This is a genomic window from Tenacibaculum sp. SZ-18 (assembly GCF_002813915.1).
Classification (GTDB): Bacteria; Bacteroidota; Bacteroidia; order Flavobacteriales; family Flavobacteriaceae; genus Polaribacter.
Window position 1 is genome coordinate 1,441,369 of sequence record NZ_CP019335.1, and the last position, 15,259, is coordinate 1,456,627.

General features: G+C 30.6%; 16 protein-coding genes and 1 other RNA gene. 7 read left to right on the forward strand and 10 right to left on the reverse strand.

All coding sequences use genetic code 11. From position 1 onward, the window contains the following. Positions 1 to 8: 8 nt before the first annotated feature. Positions 9 to 965, reverse strand: a complete 957-nt coding sequence (locus tag BTO06_RS06615) for a glycosyltransferase family 2 protein (protein ID WP_100924547.1) — start codon at positions 963 to 965, stop codon at positions 9 to 11. 51 nt (positions 966 to 1,016) lie between these two features. Then, positions 1,017 to 1,544, reverse strand: a complete 528-nt coding sequence (locus BTO06_RS06620) for a DUF4199 domain-containing protein (RefSeq protein WP_100924548.1) — start codon at positions 1,542 to 1,544, stop codon at positions 1,017 to 1,019. A 148-nt stretch (positions 1,545 to 1,692) separates the two neighbouring features. Between BTO06_RS06620 and ffs the strand changes: the two genes are divergently transcribed. Continuing rightward, positions 1,693 to 1,791, forward strand: an RNA gene (gene ffs / locus BTO06_RS06625) — signal recognition particle sRNA small type. A gap of 9 nt (positions 1,792 to 1,800) precedes the next feature. Here ffs and xerA read toward each other — a convergent pair. Next, a complete protein-coding gene (xerA, locus tag BTO06_RS06630) occupies positions 1,801 to 2,703 on the reverse strand; it encodes a site-specific tyrosine recombinase/integron integrase (protein WP_100924549.1) in 903 nt (300 codons plus the stop codon). Positions 2,704 to 2,784: 81 nt separating this feature from the next. Here xerA and BTO06_RS06635 point away from each other — a divergent pair, with 81 nt between their 5' ends. The 4 genes from BTO06_RS06635 (at position 2,785) to aroQ (ending at position 5,662) form a co-directional block, all read left to right on the forward strand. Continuing rightward, a complete protein-coding gene (locus BTO06_RS06635; protein ID WP_157811763.1) occupies positions 2,785 to 3,288 on the forward strand; it encodes an outer membrane beta-barrel protein in 504 nt (167 codons plus the stop codon). A 183-nt stretch (positions 3,289 to 3,471) separates the two neighbouring features. Continuing rightward, the gene (locus tag BTO06_RS06640) at positions 3,472 to 3,957 is read left to right on the forward strand and encodes an outer membrane beta-barrel protein (protein ID WP_100924551.1); all 486 of its coding nucleotides are present in this window, start codon (positions 3,472 to 3,474) and stop codon (positions 3,955 to 3,957) included. Between the two features lie 179 nt (positions 3,958 to 4,136). Beyond that, entirely contained in the window at positions 4,137 to 4,646 is a 510-nt protein-coding gene (locus tag BTO06_RS06645) for a hypothetical protein (protein ID WP_100924552.1), read from the forward strand. Positions 4,647 to 5,245: 599 nt separating this feature from the next. Next, positions 5,246 to 5,662: a type II 3-dehydroquinate dehydratase gene (gene aroQ, locus BTO06_RS06650; RefSeq protein WP_100924553.1), complete on the forward strand. Its 417-nt coding sequence runs from the start codon at positions 5,246 to 5,248 to the stop codon at positions 5,660 to 5,662. Positions 5,663 to 5,676: 14 nt separating this feature from the next. Here aroQ and BTO06_RS06655 read toward each other — a convergent pair whose 3' ends face one another. The 3 genes from BTO06_RS06655 to BTO06_RS06665 form a co-directional block, all read right to left on the reverse strand. Then, positions 5,677 to 6,864: a lipoprotein N-acyltransferase Lnb domain-containing protein gene (locus BTO06_RS06655; RefSeq protein WP_100924554.1), complete on the reverse strand. Its 1,188-nt coding sequence runs from the start codon at positions 6,862 to 6,864 to the stop codon at positions 5,677 to 5,679. A 2-nt stretch (positions 6,865 to 6,866) separates the two neighbouring features. Beyond that, positions 6,867 to 7,934 carry a PorV/PorQ family protein gene (locus tag BTO06_RS06660; RefSeq protein WP_100924555.1) on the reverse strand — a complete coding sequence of 356 codons (1,068 nt, stop codon included), beginning with the start codon at positions 7,932 to 7,934 and terminating at the stop codon, positions 6,867 to 6,869. A 69-nt stretch (positions 7,935 to 8,003) separates the two neighbouring features. Continuing rightward, positions 8,004 to 8,981 (reverse strand): YheT family hydrolase, encoded by a 978-nt coding sequence (locus BTO06_RS06665; protein WP_100924556.1) that lies wholly within the window; start codon positions 8,979 to 8,981, stop codon positions 8,004 to 8,006. A 73-nt stretch (positions 8,982 to 9,054) separates the two neighbouring features. Here BTO06_RS06665 and BTO06_RS06670 point away from each other — a divergent pair, with 73 nt between their 5' ends. Next, positions 9,055 to 9,822, forward strand: a complete 768-nt coding sequence (locus BTO06_RS06670; RefSeq protein ID WP_198517139.1) for a CDP-alcohol phosphatidyltransferase family protein — start codon at positions 9,055 to 9,057, stop codon at positions 9,820 to 9,822. Here the strand turns inward: BTO06_RS06670 and lptB are convergent. From lptB to BTO06_RS06690, 4 genes are all read right to left on the reverse strand, one after another. Then, entirely contained in the window at positions 9,815 to 10,552 is a 738-nt protein-coding gene (gene lptB, locus BTO06_RS06675; protein WP_100924557.1) for an LPS export ABC transporter ATP-binding protein, read from the reverse strand. The genes BTO06_RS06670 and lptB overlap by 8 nt on opposite strands. Before the next feature lie 66 nt (positions 10,553 to 10,618). Continuing rightward, positions 10,619 to 10,966, reverse strand: coding sequence for a carboxymuconolactone decarboxylase family protein (locus tag BTO06_RS06680; RefSeq protein WP_100924558.1), 348 nt, complete (start codon positions 10,964 to 10,966; stop codon positions 10,619 to 10,621). Then, complete coding sequence (gene tatC / locus BTO06_RS06685; RefSeq protein ID WP_100924559.1) at positions 10,938 to 11,765, reverse strand: twin-arginine translocase subunit TatC; 828 nt, start codon at positions 11,763 to 11,765, stop codon at positions 10,938 to 10,940. The genes BTO06_RS06680 and tatC overlap by 29 nt, the downstream gene beginning before the upstream one ends. 2 nt (positions 11,766 to 11,767) lie before the next feature. After that, positions 11,768 to 12,739 carry a KpsF/GutQ family sugar-phosphate isomerase gene (locus BTO06_RS06690; RefSeq protein WP_100924560.1) on the reverse strand — a complete coding sequence of 324 codons (972 nt, stop codon included), beginning with the start codon at positions 12,737 to 12,739 and terminating at the stop codon, positions 11,768 to 11,770. A gap of 151 nt (positions 12,740 to 12,890) precedes the next feature. Here BTO06_RS06690 and BTO06_RS06695 point away from each other — a divergent pair, with 151 nt between their 5' ends. Further along, positions 12,891 to 15,074: a RecQ family ATP-dependent DNA helicase gene (locus BTO06_RS06695; RefSeq protein WP_100926729.1), complete on the forward strand. Its 2,184-nt coding sequence runs from the start codon at positions 12,891 to 12,893 to the stop codon at positions 15,072 to 15,074. Positions 15,075 to 15,259 lie beyond the last annotated feature (185 nt).

Here is a 15,259-nt window from a genome sequence, read left to right on the forward strand (position 1 = left end):
GGTAGTGGTTATAAATTTTGTTTTTCTTTGATTTTATAGTGCTTTTGATTAGGATTACTCTTAATAACTAATTCTCCTAAAAAGCCGGCTAAAAACAACAATGTACCTAATATCATTGAAGTTAAGGCAATATAAAACCATGGATTTTGAGTTACTAAAATAGAAGGTATTTTGTTAAAAAGTCTATATAATTTAACAATACCAACATAAAAAGCCATTGAAGTTCCAGCAAGGAACATTAGAGTTCCCCATAAACCGAAAAAGTGCATTGGTCTTTTTCCAAATTTAGATAAAAAAGATATAGTAATTAAATCTAAAAAGCCATTTACGAATCGATCTATCCCAAATTTTGTTTCGCCATATTTTCTTGCTTGGTGTTGAACAACTTTTTCACCAATTTTATAAAAACCTTCGTTCTTTGCTAAAACAGGAATATAACGATGCATTTCACCATTTACTTTTACAGCTTTCGCTACTTGCTTCTTATAAGCTTTTAAACCACAGTTGAAATCATTTAATTCTAAACCAGAAGTTTTTCGAGCTGCCCAATTAAATAATTTAGATGGAATATTCTTAGTTACAACATTATCATAACGTTTCTTTTTCCACCCAGAAATCAAATCATAATCATCTTTGATAATCAAATTATACAACTCTGGAATTTCCTCTGGATTATCTTGCAAGTCTGCATCCATGGTAATGATAACATCTCCCTTAGCTGCATTAAACCCAGCATCTAAGGCTTGTGATTTTCCATAGTTTTTTTGAAAACGAATTCCCTTAACCTCCTGTTTTTTTTCTGATAAAGATTTAATTATACTCCAAGATTTGTCGGTACTTCCATCATCGATAAAAATAACTTCATATAAAAACTGATTGGACTGCATAACTTGTGCAATCCAATCATATAATTCTTGTAAAGATTCTTCTTCGTTTAAAAGTGGTATTACTACCGATATATTCATAATAATTATTACATGTACATATAAAGCCGTAAAGTTACAATTTTAATATTGTTAAAAAGTGTCCTCCTCTCTTTTTTGCATAATCGCTCCACCTATAGCTGATATAACAAATCCAATAAATGTCCAAAATAGAATTCCCATCGCACTCGAAATTAATGGTCCTGACATTTTCTTTTGAATAGCAAGTTGTGTTTCAACCTGCTCATCACTTAATCCAGCATCGTAAAGAGCTTGCTCAGTCTTTTCTAGGACCTGTTGTGTAAATTCTGGTTCTATGAGATTATTGAAAATTTGTTGATAAACAAGTATAATTAAAGTACCTAAAACAGCAATACCAATACCTACTTTAATTGCTTGTCCAAAAGAAAGGAATCCTTGATTTTCTGATTTAAACTTTTTAATACCTAATACGATTATTGTAATAAGACTTAGTGCAGTAATAACCAAAGATAAAAATCCTGCAGTTGTGTCGAATAACATTCCTGAAGCGTAAATTATTAAGTTGACAAATACGATGATTATACCATAAATTACCCCATAATTGAGTATAATATTCTTACTGTTTACTTGATTTTCCATTTGTTGTTAATTTGATTAGTTAATTTATTAAAAAAAGTATACAAAACATCTTGTTAGTATTCAATGTTTTAAAAACGTTACAAAATTTTCATGAAAATTTCATGTAACTTTTTTGGTTTAGATTAAAAAAATGATTGTAAATTTGCCTCGGCAAGTTCTACACAACCAGCTCCCTTTGAATCCCCCAGGGCGGGAACGCAGCAAGGGTATTAGGTCGTAGCGGTGTGATGTAGGTAGCTTGCCATTTTTTGTTTCCTCATATTTCTTTTCTCGGATGAAACTGTTCAATTACTGTCTTTAAGTACGAAGCATCTAAATGAACATAGATTTCAGTTGTAGTAATACTTTCATGACCTAATAATTGTTGTATTGCTCGAAGATCGACTCCTTCTTTCAGTAAATAAGTTGCAAAAGAATGTCTTAAAGTATGTGGACTAACATTTTTATTTATATTAGCCTTTGTACATAGGTCCTTCAATATTATAAATATCATTTGTCGTGTTAAACGTTTTCCTCTTCTATTTAAGAAAAGAATGTCGCTATCTTGTTTAGCTGGAATTAATTTATTTCTTATTTCGTTTAGATAAATATGAATATAATTCATCGTTGAACTGTGAATTGGTACAAATCGTACCTTATTTCCTTTTCCTTTAATTTTAATAAAGCCTTCTTCAAAAAATAAATCAGAGAGCTTTAAATTAATTAATTCACTTACACGAAGACCACATCCATACATGGTTTCTAAAATTGTTCTATTTCTTTCACCCTGTGGATGACTTAAATCTATTGTTTGTATAATTTTAGAAATTTCTTCATTTGATAGAACATCTGGTAATGTTCTTCCAATTTTTGGAGATTTTATTAAATCCAAAGGGTTATCTTTTCTATAATCTTCAAATACCAAATACTCAAAGAAACTTCTCAATCCAGATATAATTCTAGCTTGTGTTCTGAGACTAATTACTTTTGAAATCTCATAAATAAATTGCTGAATATCTTCTTTTCTTATAGATAGAGGAGAGAAGTCTAATTCAAATTGATTTATAAAATTGACTAGCTTTTGTACATCTCTTTCATAGTTTTCAATTGAGTTATTAGATAGAGCCCTTTCTATTTTTAGATAATGCTTGTAATCTACAATTTTAGCTTTCCAACTCATGTAAAATCCTTAAAAATACTTTGTTATTTCAAAAATAAGGTTACTTTTGTTAAGCAAACTTATAATTATAAAATTAAAATTATGAAAAAATTTTTACTAGCAATTGCTATAGTAGCTTTTGGATTTACTGCTAACGCACAGGATGGAGAATTAAACGCAGGTGTTAACTTAGGTTTCCCTGTTGGTGATTCCAGTGATGGTTATTCTTTTGTTATTGGTGCTGAAGTAAACTATTTATTTCCAGTTTCAGACGATTTTAAAGTAGGACCTTCTTTAGGTTTTGTAAACTATTTTGGGCAAGATGTTGATGTACCAGGATTTGGAACTGTTTCTCTTGAGGATGTTTCTTTCTTACCTATAGCTGCTGCTGGTCGTTTCGCTGTATCAGAAAAGTTCACTTTAGGTGCTGACTTAGGATATGGGATTGGTCTTAGCCCTGAAGGAATCGAAAGTGGATTTTATTACAGACCAATGGTAGGTTATAATATTTCTGAAAAAATTATGTTACAGGCAACTTTTTCAGGTATTAGTGTTACAGGAGGCTCTTTTTCTAATCTCGGTGTAGGAGCCATGTTCGCATTATAATACCATAATCACATTATATTTTCAAAAGGAGCTTTCGAGCTCCTTTTTTTAATGTAAAAAAAGTAACTACTTGTCTTATAATACTTAAGTTTTTTTAACATAAAAAAAGTAAGAAAAAGCTTTACTGAAGGAATAAATCCACCTACTTTCGCACTTCTATAATTATAATTACAATTAAAATTTATGAAAAAATTTCTTTTAACAATTGCTATCGCAGTATTCGGATTTGCTGCTAATGCACAAGAAGGTACTTTAAATGTAGGAGGTAATATCGCTTTACCAATTGGAGATGCAGGAGATGCATATTCTTTTTCTTACGGAGGAGAGGTAAATTATTTATTTAACTTATCTGAAGATTTTAACTTAGGAGCTTCATTTTCTTACATCCAGTATTTAGGAAAAGAAGTAAATGGTTTTGACGTACCTAATGTTGCGTTTTTACCAGTTGCTGCAGCAGGTCGTTATAACCTTTCTGACAAATTCGTAGTAGGAGCTGATTTAGGTTTTGCTATAGGTGTTGACGAAGGAAATGATGGTGGATTTTATTATAGACCTATGGTAGGTTATAAAGTTATGGAGAACATAACTTTACAAGCTACTTATGCTGGTATTAGCTTAGACGGTGGATCTGTTGCTAATATCGGATTAGGTGCTTATTATTCTTTCTAATAAGTTTAATAGAAATTATGAAAACAAAAGGAGCTTTCGAGCTCCTTTTTTTATGCAAAAAAACTAATGTCTATGATCTAATTATTAGGTAATTAAATCCGTGTGAAATCATTGAAAATGGTTGTCAAATAAAATAACATTATATTTGTTTCACAACTTATAATTATAATTCAAAATTTATGAAAAAAATTTTACTTACTATTGCTTTGGTAACGTTTTGTTTAACTGTTAAAGCACAAGATGAAGGTGGTCAAACTGCTAAGGGAAAATTTGTTATCGAAGCCAATACTGGTTCAGCAACAACTGGTAATACTTCTTTTTCTTTTACATCTCAAGATGAAGCAACTAGTTTTTCTGTTGGTTTAGATGGAGGGTATTTTATAGTAGATGATATTGCTATTAAAGTAGGGTTAGGCTATTCTGAAGACGCTAACGAAAATACCAGCCTTGTTTATAAAGTCGGTGCAGAAATGTACATAGACGGAAGATTTCCAATTGGAATTGACATTACAGGAACAGATAATGATACAACAAGTGTAAATTGGTTAGGTTTACAGGCTGGTTATGCAATATTTTTAGGTGAAAATGTAAGTATCAAACCTGCGTTAAGATATAACATAGGAATGGACGGAGATGTAGAAGATGAAGGTCTTTTTCAAGGTTTAATTGGATTTGCCTTATACTTTTAGTCCTCAAAAATATTTATCCTAAGGAGTAGTAAGACTACTCCTTTTTTGTTTTTAATTAGATTCATTTTTTATATTACCTATATTAGAAAATAATACGCTCTTTCTGTTACTTTGTTCATTCCTTGCAACACTTGTAGTTGAGTAAAATGAGTTTAACGAGGCAATTAATGGTTGAGTAAAAATTGGAAATTTTGAAAAATTTTCAAACGGAGCGAAAGGCTTAGATTTGAATTACTTCTTTCATGTTTTTGAAGGAGTAAATATTGAATTAGTGGTAATCTTATGTATTCTTTAGCTTAAGAAACAAACGGAGTTAAACCTGAAACACTATTTTAATTATCAATTGATCGAACAGTTAAGTTTCATACTGAATGAGTTGATTTTTAGTATTTGTAAATACGACTTATGCTATTGTTGTATACTAGTATAGATTAAGGTGGAATTTATGTAAAGCAAGGTGAGGGTATAATACTAATCAAAATTTTAATATCAACTTATTTTATTTAGGTGTTAAAAGTGGACCGAAACATGGTTATGTTGGTTGAGGAATCTTATTTAACGTCTTTGGAGATAACAGCTCTTACAATTTAAAAAGAATTATGAAAAAACTTATAGTTATAAACGGACCAAATTTAAATCTACTGGGAAAAAGAGAGCCTGAAATTTATGGTTCTAAAACTTTTACAGAGTATTACGAAGAGCTCAAAAGTAAATTTCCTGATACTGAATTAGAGTATTTTCAATCTAATATTGAAGGTGAAATCATTAATAAATTACATGAAGTTGGTTTTAATTATGATGGAATTATATTAAATGCAGCTGCTTACACACATACATCCGTTGGTATAGGAGATGCTGTTAAGGGAATTTCAACTCCAGTGGTTGAAGTACATATTTCAAATGTTCATTCTCGAGAAGACTTTAGACATGTTAGCTACATAGCTGGAAACGCGAAAGGTGTGATAAGTGGTTTTGGTTTAAATAGCTATGTGCTCGCAATTCAAAGTTTCTTGTAAAAAACGAAACAAAATTAATACCCATTCAATTTTTTGTTTTGAGTTAACGTGTAAAGAAATATATATCTAATAAATAGTAATCCGGTTAATGGAATTATTGGGTACGTAAATTGCTGGATTTTTGTAAAATGTATTATAGGTATAAATAATAAAAGAATTGTTATAAAACTAAAATAACGGTGTATCCAATTCGGCTTTTTCCTTTTTAAGAAAAGGAAAGATACAATAAGATTTGGAGCAAACCCCCATAAAAAATTAAAGTTATTAGGAGCAGTTGAGTGATTTGTGAAAAACCATAGAAATACAATTAAAATTCCCACTAATCCACTACTGAATAACAGGAGAAAATCTAAAAATTTTGATTGACGTTGCTTTTTGTAGTCTAGATAAGTAATTATAGCAACTAAAATAAAAAGAATCGAAAATACTAGAAACGGACTAAAACTATCTGATAAAACCTCTTTATTTTCAAATTCTATTAGTGTAGTTTCTTTTGTAATTAATTTTTCTTCACCTTTTGCAGATTTTATTTTAGAATTCTTGTAAGCTAAGTATAAGTACTCAGGTAAATATAGATATTCTTCGGGAGTAGCAATTTTATCTAATTTATTCCCTAAGGCGATATTAATTCCAAAACTTCCCCAAGAATTAGGATGGATTTTTTTATTCATCAAAATTCTAATAGTCTTAGGATTACGAGCGAAATCCTCATTTAATAAAAGTTTATTTTTTAAAATAGATTTTACAAGATCTCTTGGTCGAGTAGCACAATTATCAAAGAAAGGATCATAAAAATAATTGGCATTTTCAGGTTTCGCATTATTCTCTAAGAAATAGAAAAATTCTGTTTTTTCTTGTTGATTTAAATTTAAAACTTGTTGTTTAACCCATCTTTTATCTTCTTTTGCCGATTTTAAAGCATAATGAAAAGGATATCTAGCAAGTTTATACTTCATGAAACCTCTTACAAAATTTGTATAGAAATTTGGGTCACTAAAATCGAAAATTCCGTAATTATACAATAAATCAAGATTTAGAAGAGGATCTTTTACTCGAATAGCTGTGTGTCCGAATTTCTCATATAAATTATCTCCAGGACCCGAAGTAATGATGCTGATCTCTGAATAAACGGATAGCTGTACTTTTTGAGAATAACTAAATTGAGTTATGAAAAGTAAAAGAAGAAAGTGTTTTTTAAACATAATTAGCGATAAAAACTATAATCAATTTTAATTGAGAAGATATTCGAAAACAATGCATTACCTACACTTCCTATATTGGTTAAAGCGTAATCTATCTGAATTCCTTTGTATTTAAATCCTAATCCAAAATTTGGTTGAACAGATAAAGATTCACTATTATCAAATTCTCGCACATTTTGAAAATTACCTGCACCAACTCGTAAATAAACTAATTCATCGTAATCCAATTGAAAACCAAAAGCTGGATCTATACTAACAAAAGATGTAGAAATAATATCATTTGTTTCAGCGAAACGCATATTGATGTCAAACTCGGTTAATAAATGAAAATATCTCCCAATATTAAAAGTTTTTGCCAGTCCAGCTTGTAACTTTGGTTTCGTAATTTCAGTGGTCTCAGGTAGCTCTTGATTCTGACCAGGAATAGCATTTCTAATTTTTTCAAATTCTGTTTCGTTAATAGTCCAAGTGTTAAAAGTGGTGGTAATATCTCTGGCCATTATACCAAACTTCCAACTATTTTTTTCAAACTGAATTCCTAAATCAAAACCGAAACCCCATGACGTTGCAAAATCACCAATAATTCTTCTAATTATCTTGGCATTTCCTCCAATAGTAAATCCATCTAAAGGCATTCTTCGGGCATAACTCACATTTAAAGCATAATCGGCAGCCGAAAACAAATTAATTCGATTAAAATCAATATTACCTTGGCTATCAATTAATTCTGTTGTATTGAGAATATCATCTACACCAAATCTTATAATTGATAATCCTACGGAGCTATCTTTATTAATTGGCATTGCAAAACCAGCAAAATTATAAGTGGCAATGCCCGAAAAATAAGAAGCATGCATTAATGATCCTTGATAATCTTCAATTCCTACTAAACCAGCAGGATTCCAGTAAGTTGAATTAACATCATTAGTTGTTGCAACGACCGCTTTGCTCATTCCTAATGCAGCAGCATCAACACCAATATTTAAGAATTCATTTGAATAGTTTCTAAACTGACTATAAGAAAGAATAGAAGCAAATAAGAAAAAATATAGTAGTTTGATTCTCAAGATCTCAAATTATTTAAAGAACAAATATCTTAATTCCTTGTGAAATAACAGATAATTTAACTAGTTATTGTATTAAGAGTATGTATTTAATTGATTCTGAATAAAACTTATAATTTGATTTTCAATCCAAAATACTTCATCATTAAATGTTGAAACAAATCCAACATGTCCACCATATTTAGGCGTCATTAAATAAAAGTTCTCTGAATTTTCTGCAATTTCATAAGGGTAGCAATCTAAAGATAAGAAAAAGTCGTCCTTTGCATTAATCAACAAAGCTTTCTGATTTATTTTGGATAAATATGGTTTACTACTTGCTTTTTCCCAATAATCTTCAGGACTGTTAAAACCAAAAACTGGTGCTGTATATATTTCCTCAAAATCTCTAAAACATGAAGCTTTTGCAATTAATTTCTTATTAGGATTAAATTCGGGGAATTTTTCAGCTTTTAATAGAACTTTAGATTTTAATGTTCTAAGAAATTCCTTCATGTAAATTTTGTTTTTGAGTTTACTTAATTCAGCCTGAGCACTTGTTAAATCTATAGGAACAGAAACTGCAATACCTCCTTTTACGCTAGGAGGAATGGTTTTACTGAATTCTCCTAAATATTTAAGAATAAGATTACCTCCTAAACTAAAACCACATAAAACGATATTATTGTAATTGTAATTTTCGATTAAGTAATTTATAACAAATTCGACATCATCGGTTTTACCAGCATGGTATGTTTTCAAAATATTATTATCTACACCACTGCAGCTTCTTAAATTCATAGAAATGACATCATATCCATTATCCTTTAAGTAATTTGCCGTTGATGCTATATAGCTCGACTCAGAACTTCCTTCTAAACCGTGAATTAATAAAATAGCAGAGAATGAATCAGACAGTAAAAAGTCTAAATCGATAAAATCTTGATCCCAGGTTGTAATTCTTTTTCGTTCATAAGTTGGTTTTTCTTTGTTAGCAAAAAATTTATAAAGTGTGTTAACGTGCGGGTTTCTAAAAGGAAACTTAGTGGTTAATTGACTTTCGAGTAGTGGCATTCTAAATCTATTAGTTGAATTAATTGTTTAAAAAAATCTATTTCATATTTTAGACGAATAATCTATCGAAAACATGAATATTAAAAAGCACATCCCAAATATAATCACTTTAGGTAATTTATTATGCGGTACTATCGCAGCAATTTATGCAGTAAGAGGTGATTTTTATACCACAGCAATTTTAGTTGGTATTGGAATAGTATTCGATTTTTTTGACGGTTTTGTTGCCAGATTATTACAAGTGCAAGGAGAATTTGGTAAACAATTAGATAGTTTAGCAGATATGGTAACAAGTGGGGTAGTACCAGGAATTGTTATGGTTCAGTATATGTTGAACAGCTCCCATTATAATGATCTAGGAATTTCTTCTTGGGATGCCGCTTTAGATATGGGATTAAATATTGATAACTGGTTTACTTACGAAGCAATCGGTTTATTATTAACCTTGTTTGCAGGATATAGATTGGCTAAATTTAATATTGATGAAAGGCAATCAGATAGTTTTATTGGATTGCCAACTCCAGCAATGAACCTATTTGTTCTTTCGTTGCCCTTAATTTCAGAATACACTTCTAACCAAATAATTCAAGATATTATACATCATAAATATGTTTTAATTGTTATAACGATTTTACTAAGTATTTTGATGGTTTCTGAAGTAAAGCTATTCTCTTTGAAGTTTAAAGATTACTCTTTCAAGAATAATAGTATAAAATATATTTATTTACTCTTATCACTTTTACTATTAGTAGTGTTAAAGTTTATTGCTATTCCAATAGTGATATTGTTATATGTAGCAATGTCAATGGTAAAGAATATGAAAAAGGAAGCTGTTAATTAAACTTCTTTTTCTTTAATTCAAAGTCTTTTCCAAGATATACCTTTCTCACCATTTCGTCAGCTGCTAATTCTTCTGGAATACCTTCCTTTAGAATACCTCCTTGATACATTAAGTAGGAACGATCTGTAATGGCTAAAGTAGCCTGAACATCATGATCTGTTATTAGAATACCGATATTTTTATTTTTTAATTGAGCAACGATTCTTTGAATATCCTCCACTGCAATTGGATCGACTCCAGCAAAAGGTTCGTCTAGTAAGATGAATTTAGGATCTGATGCTAAACATCTTGCAATTTCAGTTCTTCGGCGTTCTCCACCAGAGAGTAAATCTCCACGATTTTTTCGAACATGACCTAAACTGAACTCTTCAATAAGTTCCTCAAGTCTGTTCTTTCTTTGTTCTTTGGATCTATTAGTAAATTCTAAAACCGATAGAATATTATCTTCAACAGATAGTTTTCTAAATACAGAAGCTTCTTGAGCTAAATATCCAATTCCTTTTTGAGCACGTTTATACATTGCATCTTCGGTAATTTCATTTTCATCTAGATAAATTTTACCATCGTTTGGTTTTACCATACCAACAATCATGTAAAAAGATGTTGTTTTCCCAGCACCATTTGGTCCAAGTAATCCAATAATTTCTCCCTGTTGCACTTCAAGAGAAATTCCTTTTACTACCTTACGACTCCCATAGATTTTTTGGATGTTATCAGCTCTTAATTTCATGATTATTGTAAAATATAATTTTTTTAAAAGTGCTTAAAATTTATGAATTTGCGTCTTAAAAACGTATTAAACTTCTTCCTCAAGGGCTTCCCAGAACTCTACAGCTCTTCTTAAATGAGGGATCACAATAGTTCCACCAACTAACGTTGCTATAGACATTGTTTCCATCATTTCTTCTGTAGTCACTCCATTTTTATGAGCTGTTTCCAGATGATATGCAATACAATCGTCACAACGTAAAACAGCTGAAGCAACTAAACCTAACAATTCTTTTGTTTTTACTGATAAATGACCTTCTGCATACGCATTCGTGTCAAGGTTAAAAATTCTCTTAATAACTTTGTTATCAGAAGAAAGAATTTTCTCGTTCATCTTAGAACGATAATTATTGAACTCTTGGACTTTTTTCGACATTCTTTTGTTGTTCTTTTTTAATTACATATTTAGAGATGTAAATACTTATTTCATATAATATCATAATCGGAACGGAAACGATTACTTGACTAGCAATATCAGGAGGCGTAATGATGGCAGCCAACACGAGTACAATTACCAAAGCATGTTTTCTGTATTTCCTTAAAAATGCTGGTGTAATTAAACCAATTTTAGATAGGAAAAATATAATTATTGGTAACTCGAAGAAAATAGCTACCCCAATTAAAGTATTTGTAACTAAACCAATATAAGCATCAAGCTTGAAGTTATTCACCACAGCATCTCCAATAGTAAAGTTATAAAAGAAATATACTGACATTGGAATTATTACATAATAACTAAATAATATTCCTAAGAAGAATAGGAAAGAAGCCCAAAAAATGAAACCTCTAGACTTTTTTCGTTCATTATCAAGTAACCCCGGTGAAATAAATCGCCATATCTCCCACAAGACATAAGGAAATGCAAGAATGAACCCTAATATTAATGATGACCAAATTGCAGTCATTAATTGTTGCGTAGGATTTAGAGCTTGTAGCGTTTGTTTGAATTGTATATCACAGAAACTACTGTCAATTCCTATGGTTGAAAAAACATTACAGAAAAATTTATAAGTTGCAAAATCAGGTTTTAAATGAGCTAATAAAACGGTATCAAAAACTGTTTTAATGTATACAAAAACTAAGATAGCAATAATAAATATTGCGGAAAAGCTCCTTATAACGTGCCATCTTAGTTCTTCAAGATGGTCTAAAAATGACATTTCTTTTTCTGCCATGACTAAAAAATACCTTCTTTAATTAAATCATGTAAATGAACAACACCAACGTATTCATTATTATTGTCAGTAACTAATATTTGAGAAATACTATTATTTTCTAATGCTTCAAGAGCATCAATAGCCATAGCATCGATATCAATAGTTGTTGGATTTGAACTCATTATATCAGCAGCGGATAAACTATTTATATCTGTTGTTTTATTTAACATTCTTCGAATATCTCCATCCGTAATAATTCCTAAAATTTTATTATTTCTATCAACCACTGCTGTAACACCCAATCTCTTTTCAGAAATTTCAACAATTACTTTAGCGATTTTGTCTGAAACTAAAACCTTTGGTAATTGATTGTTTTTAACTAAGTCAGATACTCTTAAATACAATCTTTTTCCTAATGCTCCACCTGGATGATATTTAGCAAAATCACTGTTGGTAAAACCTCTTAAATCTAATAAACAAACAGCTAGAGCATCTCCTAAAACAAGTTGAGCTGTTGTACTACTTGTTGGAGCAAGATTATTTGGGTCAGCTTCCTTTTCTACATGAGAATTTAGAACAAAGTCGGCATTTTTTCCTAAAAATGATTCAGGATTTCCAGTAATTGCAATTATTTTATTTTTAGCGCTTCTAATTAGCGGAACTAACACTTTAATTTCTGGAGTATTGCCACTTTTAGAAATACAAATAACTACATCATCTTCTTGAATATTTCCTAAATCTCCGTGAATAGCATCTGCAGCATGCATAAATATAGCTGGGGAACCAGTAGAATTTAAAGTAGCGACAATTTTATTTGCAATGTTGGCGCTTTTTCCGATTCCTGTTATGATCACCCTTCCTTTTGAATTTAATATGAAGTTAACTGCATCAGCAAACGAATTATCCAAAAAATTAGTTAAATTAGCTATACTATTACTTTGGAGTAGAATAGTTTCTTTTGCTCTGGATATAATTAAGTTTGAATTTTTCAAGTAAAACAAAGTTTGATTCCAAGCTGTAAAAATAGGAATATTTTAGCTACTAGAACTTTCATTTAAGAAGAAACTTATTTCTAACTTTTATGTAAATATTTTTGTGTATTAGTTTGATTTTTTAACTTTACCTTTCGGGAACAATATGAAAATGAATTTATACGATGCTTTAAAAAAGTTCTTTGGTTTTAATAATTTCAAAGGACTACAAGAAGATGTGGTTAAAAGCATTTTAGACGATCAGAATACGTTCGTTATTATGCCGACAGGTGGAGGTAAGTCTTTGTGTTACCAATTACCAGCCTTGATGAAGGAAGGTACAGCAATTGTAGTATCCCCACTTATTGCATTAATGAAAAATCAAGTAGATGCTATCAGGGGCATCTCTGAAACACATGGTATTGCTCATGTTTTAAACTCTTCTTTGAACAAATCTGAAATCAATCAGGTAAAATCAGATATTTCAAATGGTATTACAAAACTACTTTATGTGGCACCAGAATCTTTAATAAAAGAAGAATATGTTGACTTTTTAAAGCAGCAAAAGATTTCTTTTGTAGCTATTGATGAAGCTCATTGTATTTCTGAATGGGGACACGATTTCAGACCGGAATACCGTAACTTAAGAAATATTATAAAGCAGATTGATAATGTCCCTGTTATCGGTTTAACAGCTACAGCTACTGAAAAAGTTCAGGAAGATATTTTAAAAACATTAGGTATGACAGATGCCAATGTATTTAAAGCCTCATTTAATAGACCAAACCTATTCTATGAGGTACGTCCTAAAACCAAGGAAGTAGAAAAAGATATCATCCGATTCATAAAGCAAAATGAAGGTAAGTCAGGTATTATATACTGTTTAAGTAGAAAAAAGGTAGAAGAAATTGCTCAAGTTCTGCAAGTAAATGGTATTAATGCACTTCCTTATCATGCAGGATTTGATGGAAAAACTCGTGCAAAACATCAGGATATGTTCCTAATGGAAGATTGTGATGTCGTTGTTGCTACTATTGCATTCGGAATGGGTATTGATAAACCCGATGTGAGATATGTAATTCACCATGATATTCCTAAAAGTTTAGAAAGTTATTATCAAGAAACAGGACGAGCTGGTCGAGATGGAGGTGAAGGTCACTGTTTAACATTTTATGCCTACAAGGATATAGAGAAACTTGAAAAATTTATGGCGAATAAACCTGTTGCTGAACAGGAAGTTGGGCATGCTTTATTGCAAGAGGTTGTTGGTTACGCTGAAACATCAATGAATCGAAGAAAGTATATTTTACACTATTTCGGAGAAGAATTTGATGAAGTGAATGGAGAAGGAGCCGATATGGATGACAATATGCGCAATCCAAAGAAAAAGCATGAAGCAAAAGCAGAAGTAGCCATTATTCTAAGAGTGATAAAGGAAACAAATGAGATGTACAAAGCAAAAGATATTGTTAGTACGCTTATTGGAAAAGAAAATGCTCTTCTAAAATCTCATAAAACTACTGAACAACCATTTTTTGGTGTCGGAAAAGATAAAACTTCCAGTTATTGGATGGCTTTAATTCGTCAAATTCTTGTGGTCGATTTAATCCGTAAGGAGATTGAGCAATATGGAGTTATTAAAATAACTAAAGAGGGTAAAGAGTATTTAGAACATCCAAAGTCTTTTATGATGACAGAAGATCATGAATACAAGAGAGGAGATGATGGCTCTATTATTACCAATGCTAAAGCAAACAATGCTGGAACAGATCAGAAGTTAGTACATATTTTAAAGGATTTGCGAAAACAAGTAGGCAAAAAATTAGGTGTGCCTCCTTTCGCTGTATTTCAAGATCCTTCCATAAATGATATGGCACTTAAATATCCAATTAACTTGGATGAACTTTCAAAGGTTCACGGCGTTGGTGAAGGTAAAGCTAAGAAATATGGTAAAGATTTTATTCAAGTAATTTCTCAGTATGTTGAAGATAACGATATTGTTAGACCAGATGATTTGGTTGTTAAAAGTACTGGAGTTAACTCTGGTTTAAAACTGTATATTATTCAAAATACAGACAGGAAGTTGCCACTAGACGATATTGCGAAGTCAAAGGGATTAGAAATGAATGAGCTAATCAAGGAAATGGAAGCTATTGTATTCTCAGGAACTAAGTTAAATATTGATTACGCCATTGAGGATTTATTAGATGAAGATCAGCAAGAGGAAATTTATGATTACTTCATGGAAGCTGATACAGATAAAATACAAGATGCATTAGATGAGTTTGATGGTGATTTTGATGATGAAGAATTACGATTAATGAGGATAAAATTTACTAGTGATGTAGCTAATTAAGTATAGGTATAAATAATATCAGTAATTTTATTACAGATTCAATTTTGAAACGATACAATTGGACGCAAAAATTAAGTTTTATGCGTTTTTTTATTTGTGTTAGATAGAATGAGAAATAAAAATTCTAATTTCAGAAGAAATCTAAAAAGAAGTTTGATAAAAATACACGTCTTTAAAAATTACTT

Coding starts and splice junctions, on each gene's coding strand:
- BTO06_RS06620 (WP_100924548.1), bottom strand. CDS start 1,544: ATGGAAAATCAAGTAAACAGTAAGAATATTATACTCAATTATGGGGTA.
- BTO06_RS06645 (WP_100924552.1), top strand. CDS start 4,137: ATGAAAAAAATTTTACTTACTATTGCTTTGGTAACGTTTTGTTTAACT.
- BTO06_RS06635 (WP_157811763.1), top strand. CDS start 2,785: ATGAAAAAATTTTTACTAGCAATTGCTATAGTAGCTTTTGGATTTACT.
- lptB (WP_100924557.1), bottom strand. CDS start 10,552: ATGAAATTAAGAGCTGATAACATCCAAAAAATCTATGGGAGTCGTAAG.
- BTO06_RS06670 (WP_198517139.1), top strand. CDS start 9,055: ATGAATATTAAAAAGCACATCCCAAATATAATCACTTTAGGTAATTTA.
- BTO06_RS06695 (WP_100926729.1), top strand. CDS start 12,891: ATGAATTTATACGATGCTTTAAAAAAGTTCTTTGGTTTTAATAATTTC.
- BTO06_RS06655 (WP_100924554.1), bottom strand. CDS start 6,864: ATGTTTAAAAAACACTTTCTTCTTTTACTTTTCATAACTCAATTTAGT.
- BTO06_RS06640 (WP_100924551.1), top strand. CDS start 3,472: ATGAAAAAATTTCTTTTAACAATTGCTATCGCAGTATTCGGATTTGCT.
- tatC (WP_100924559.1), bottom strand. CDS start 11,765: ATGGCAGAAAAAGAAATGTCATTTTTAGACCATCTTGAAGAACTAAGA.
- BTO06_RS06615 (WP_100924547.1), bottom strand. CDS start 965: ATGAATATATCGGTAGTAATACCACTTTTAAACGAAGAAGAATCTTTA.
- BTO06_RS06665 (WP_100924556.1), bottom strand. CDS start 8,981: ATGCCACTACTCGAAAGTCAATTAACCACTAAGTTTCCTTTTAGAAAC.
- xerA (WP_100924549.1), bottom strand. CDS start 2,703: ATGAGTTGGAAAGCTAAAATTGTAGATTACAAGCATTATCTAAAAATA.
- aroQ (WP_100924553.1), top strand. CDS start 5,246: ATGAAAAAACTTATAGTTATAAACGGACCAAATTTAAATCTACTGGGA.
- BTO06_RS06680 (WP_100924558.1), bottom strand. CDS start 10,966: ATGTCGAAAAAAGTCCAAGAGTTCAATAATTATCGTTCTAAGATGAAC.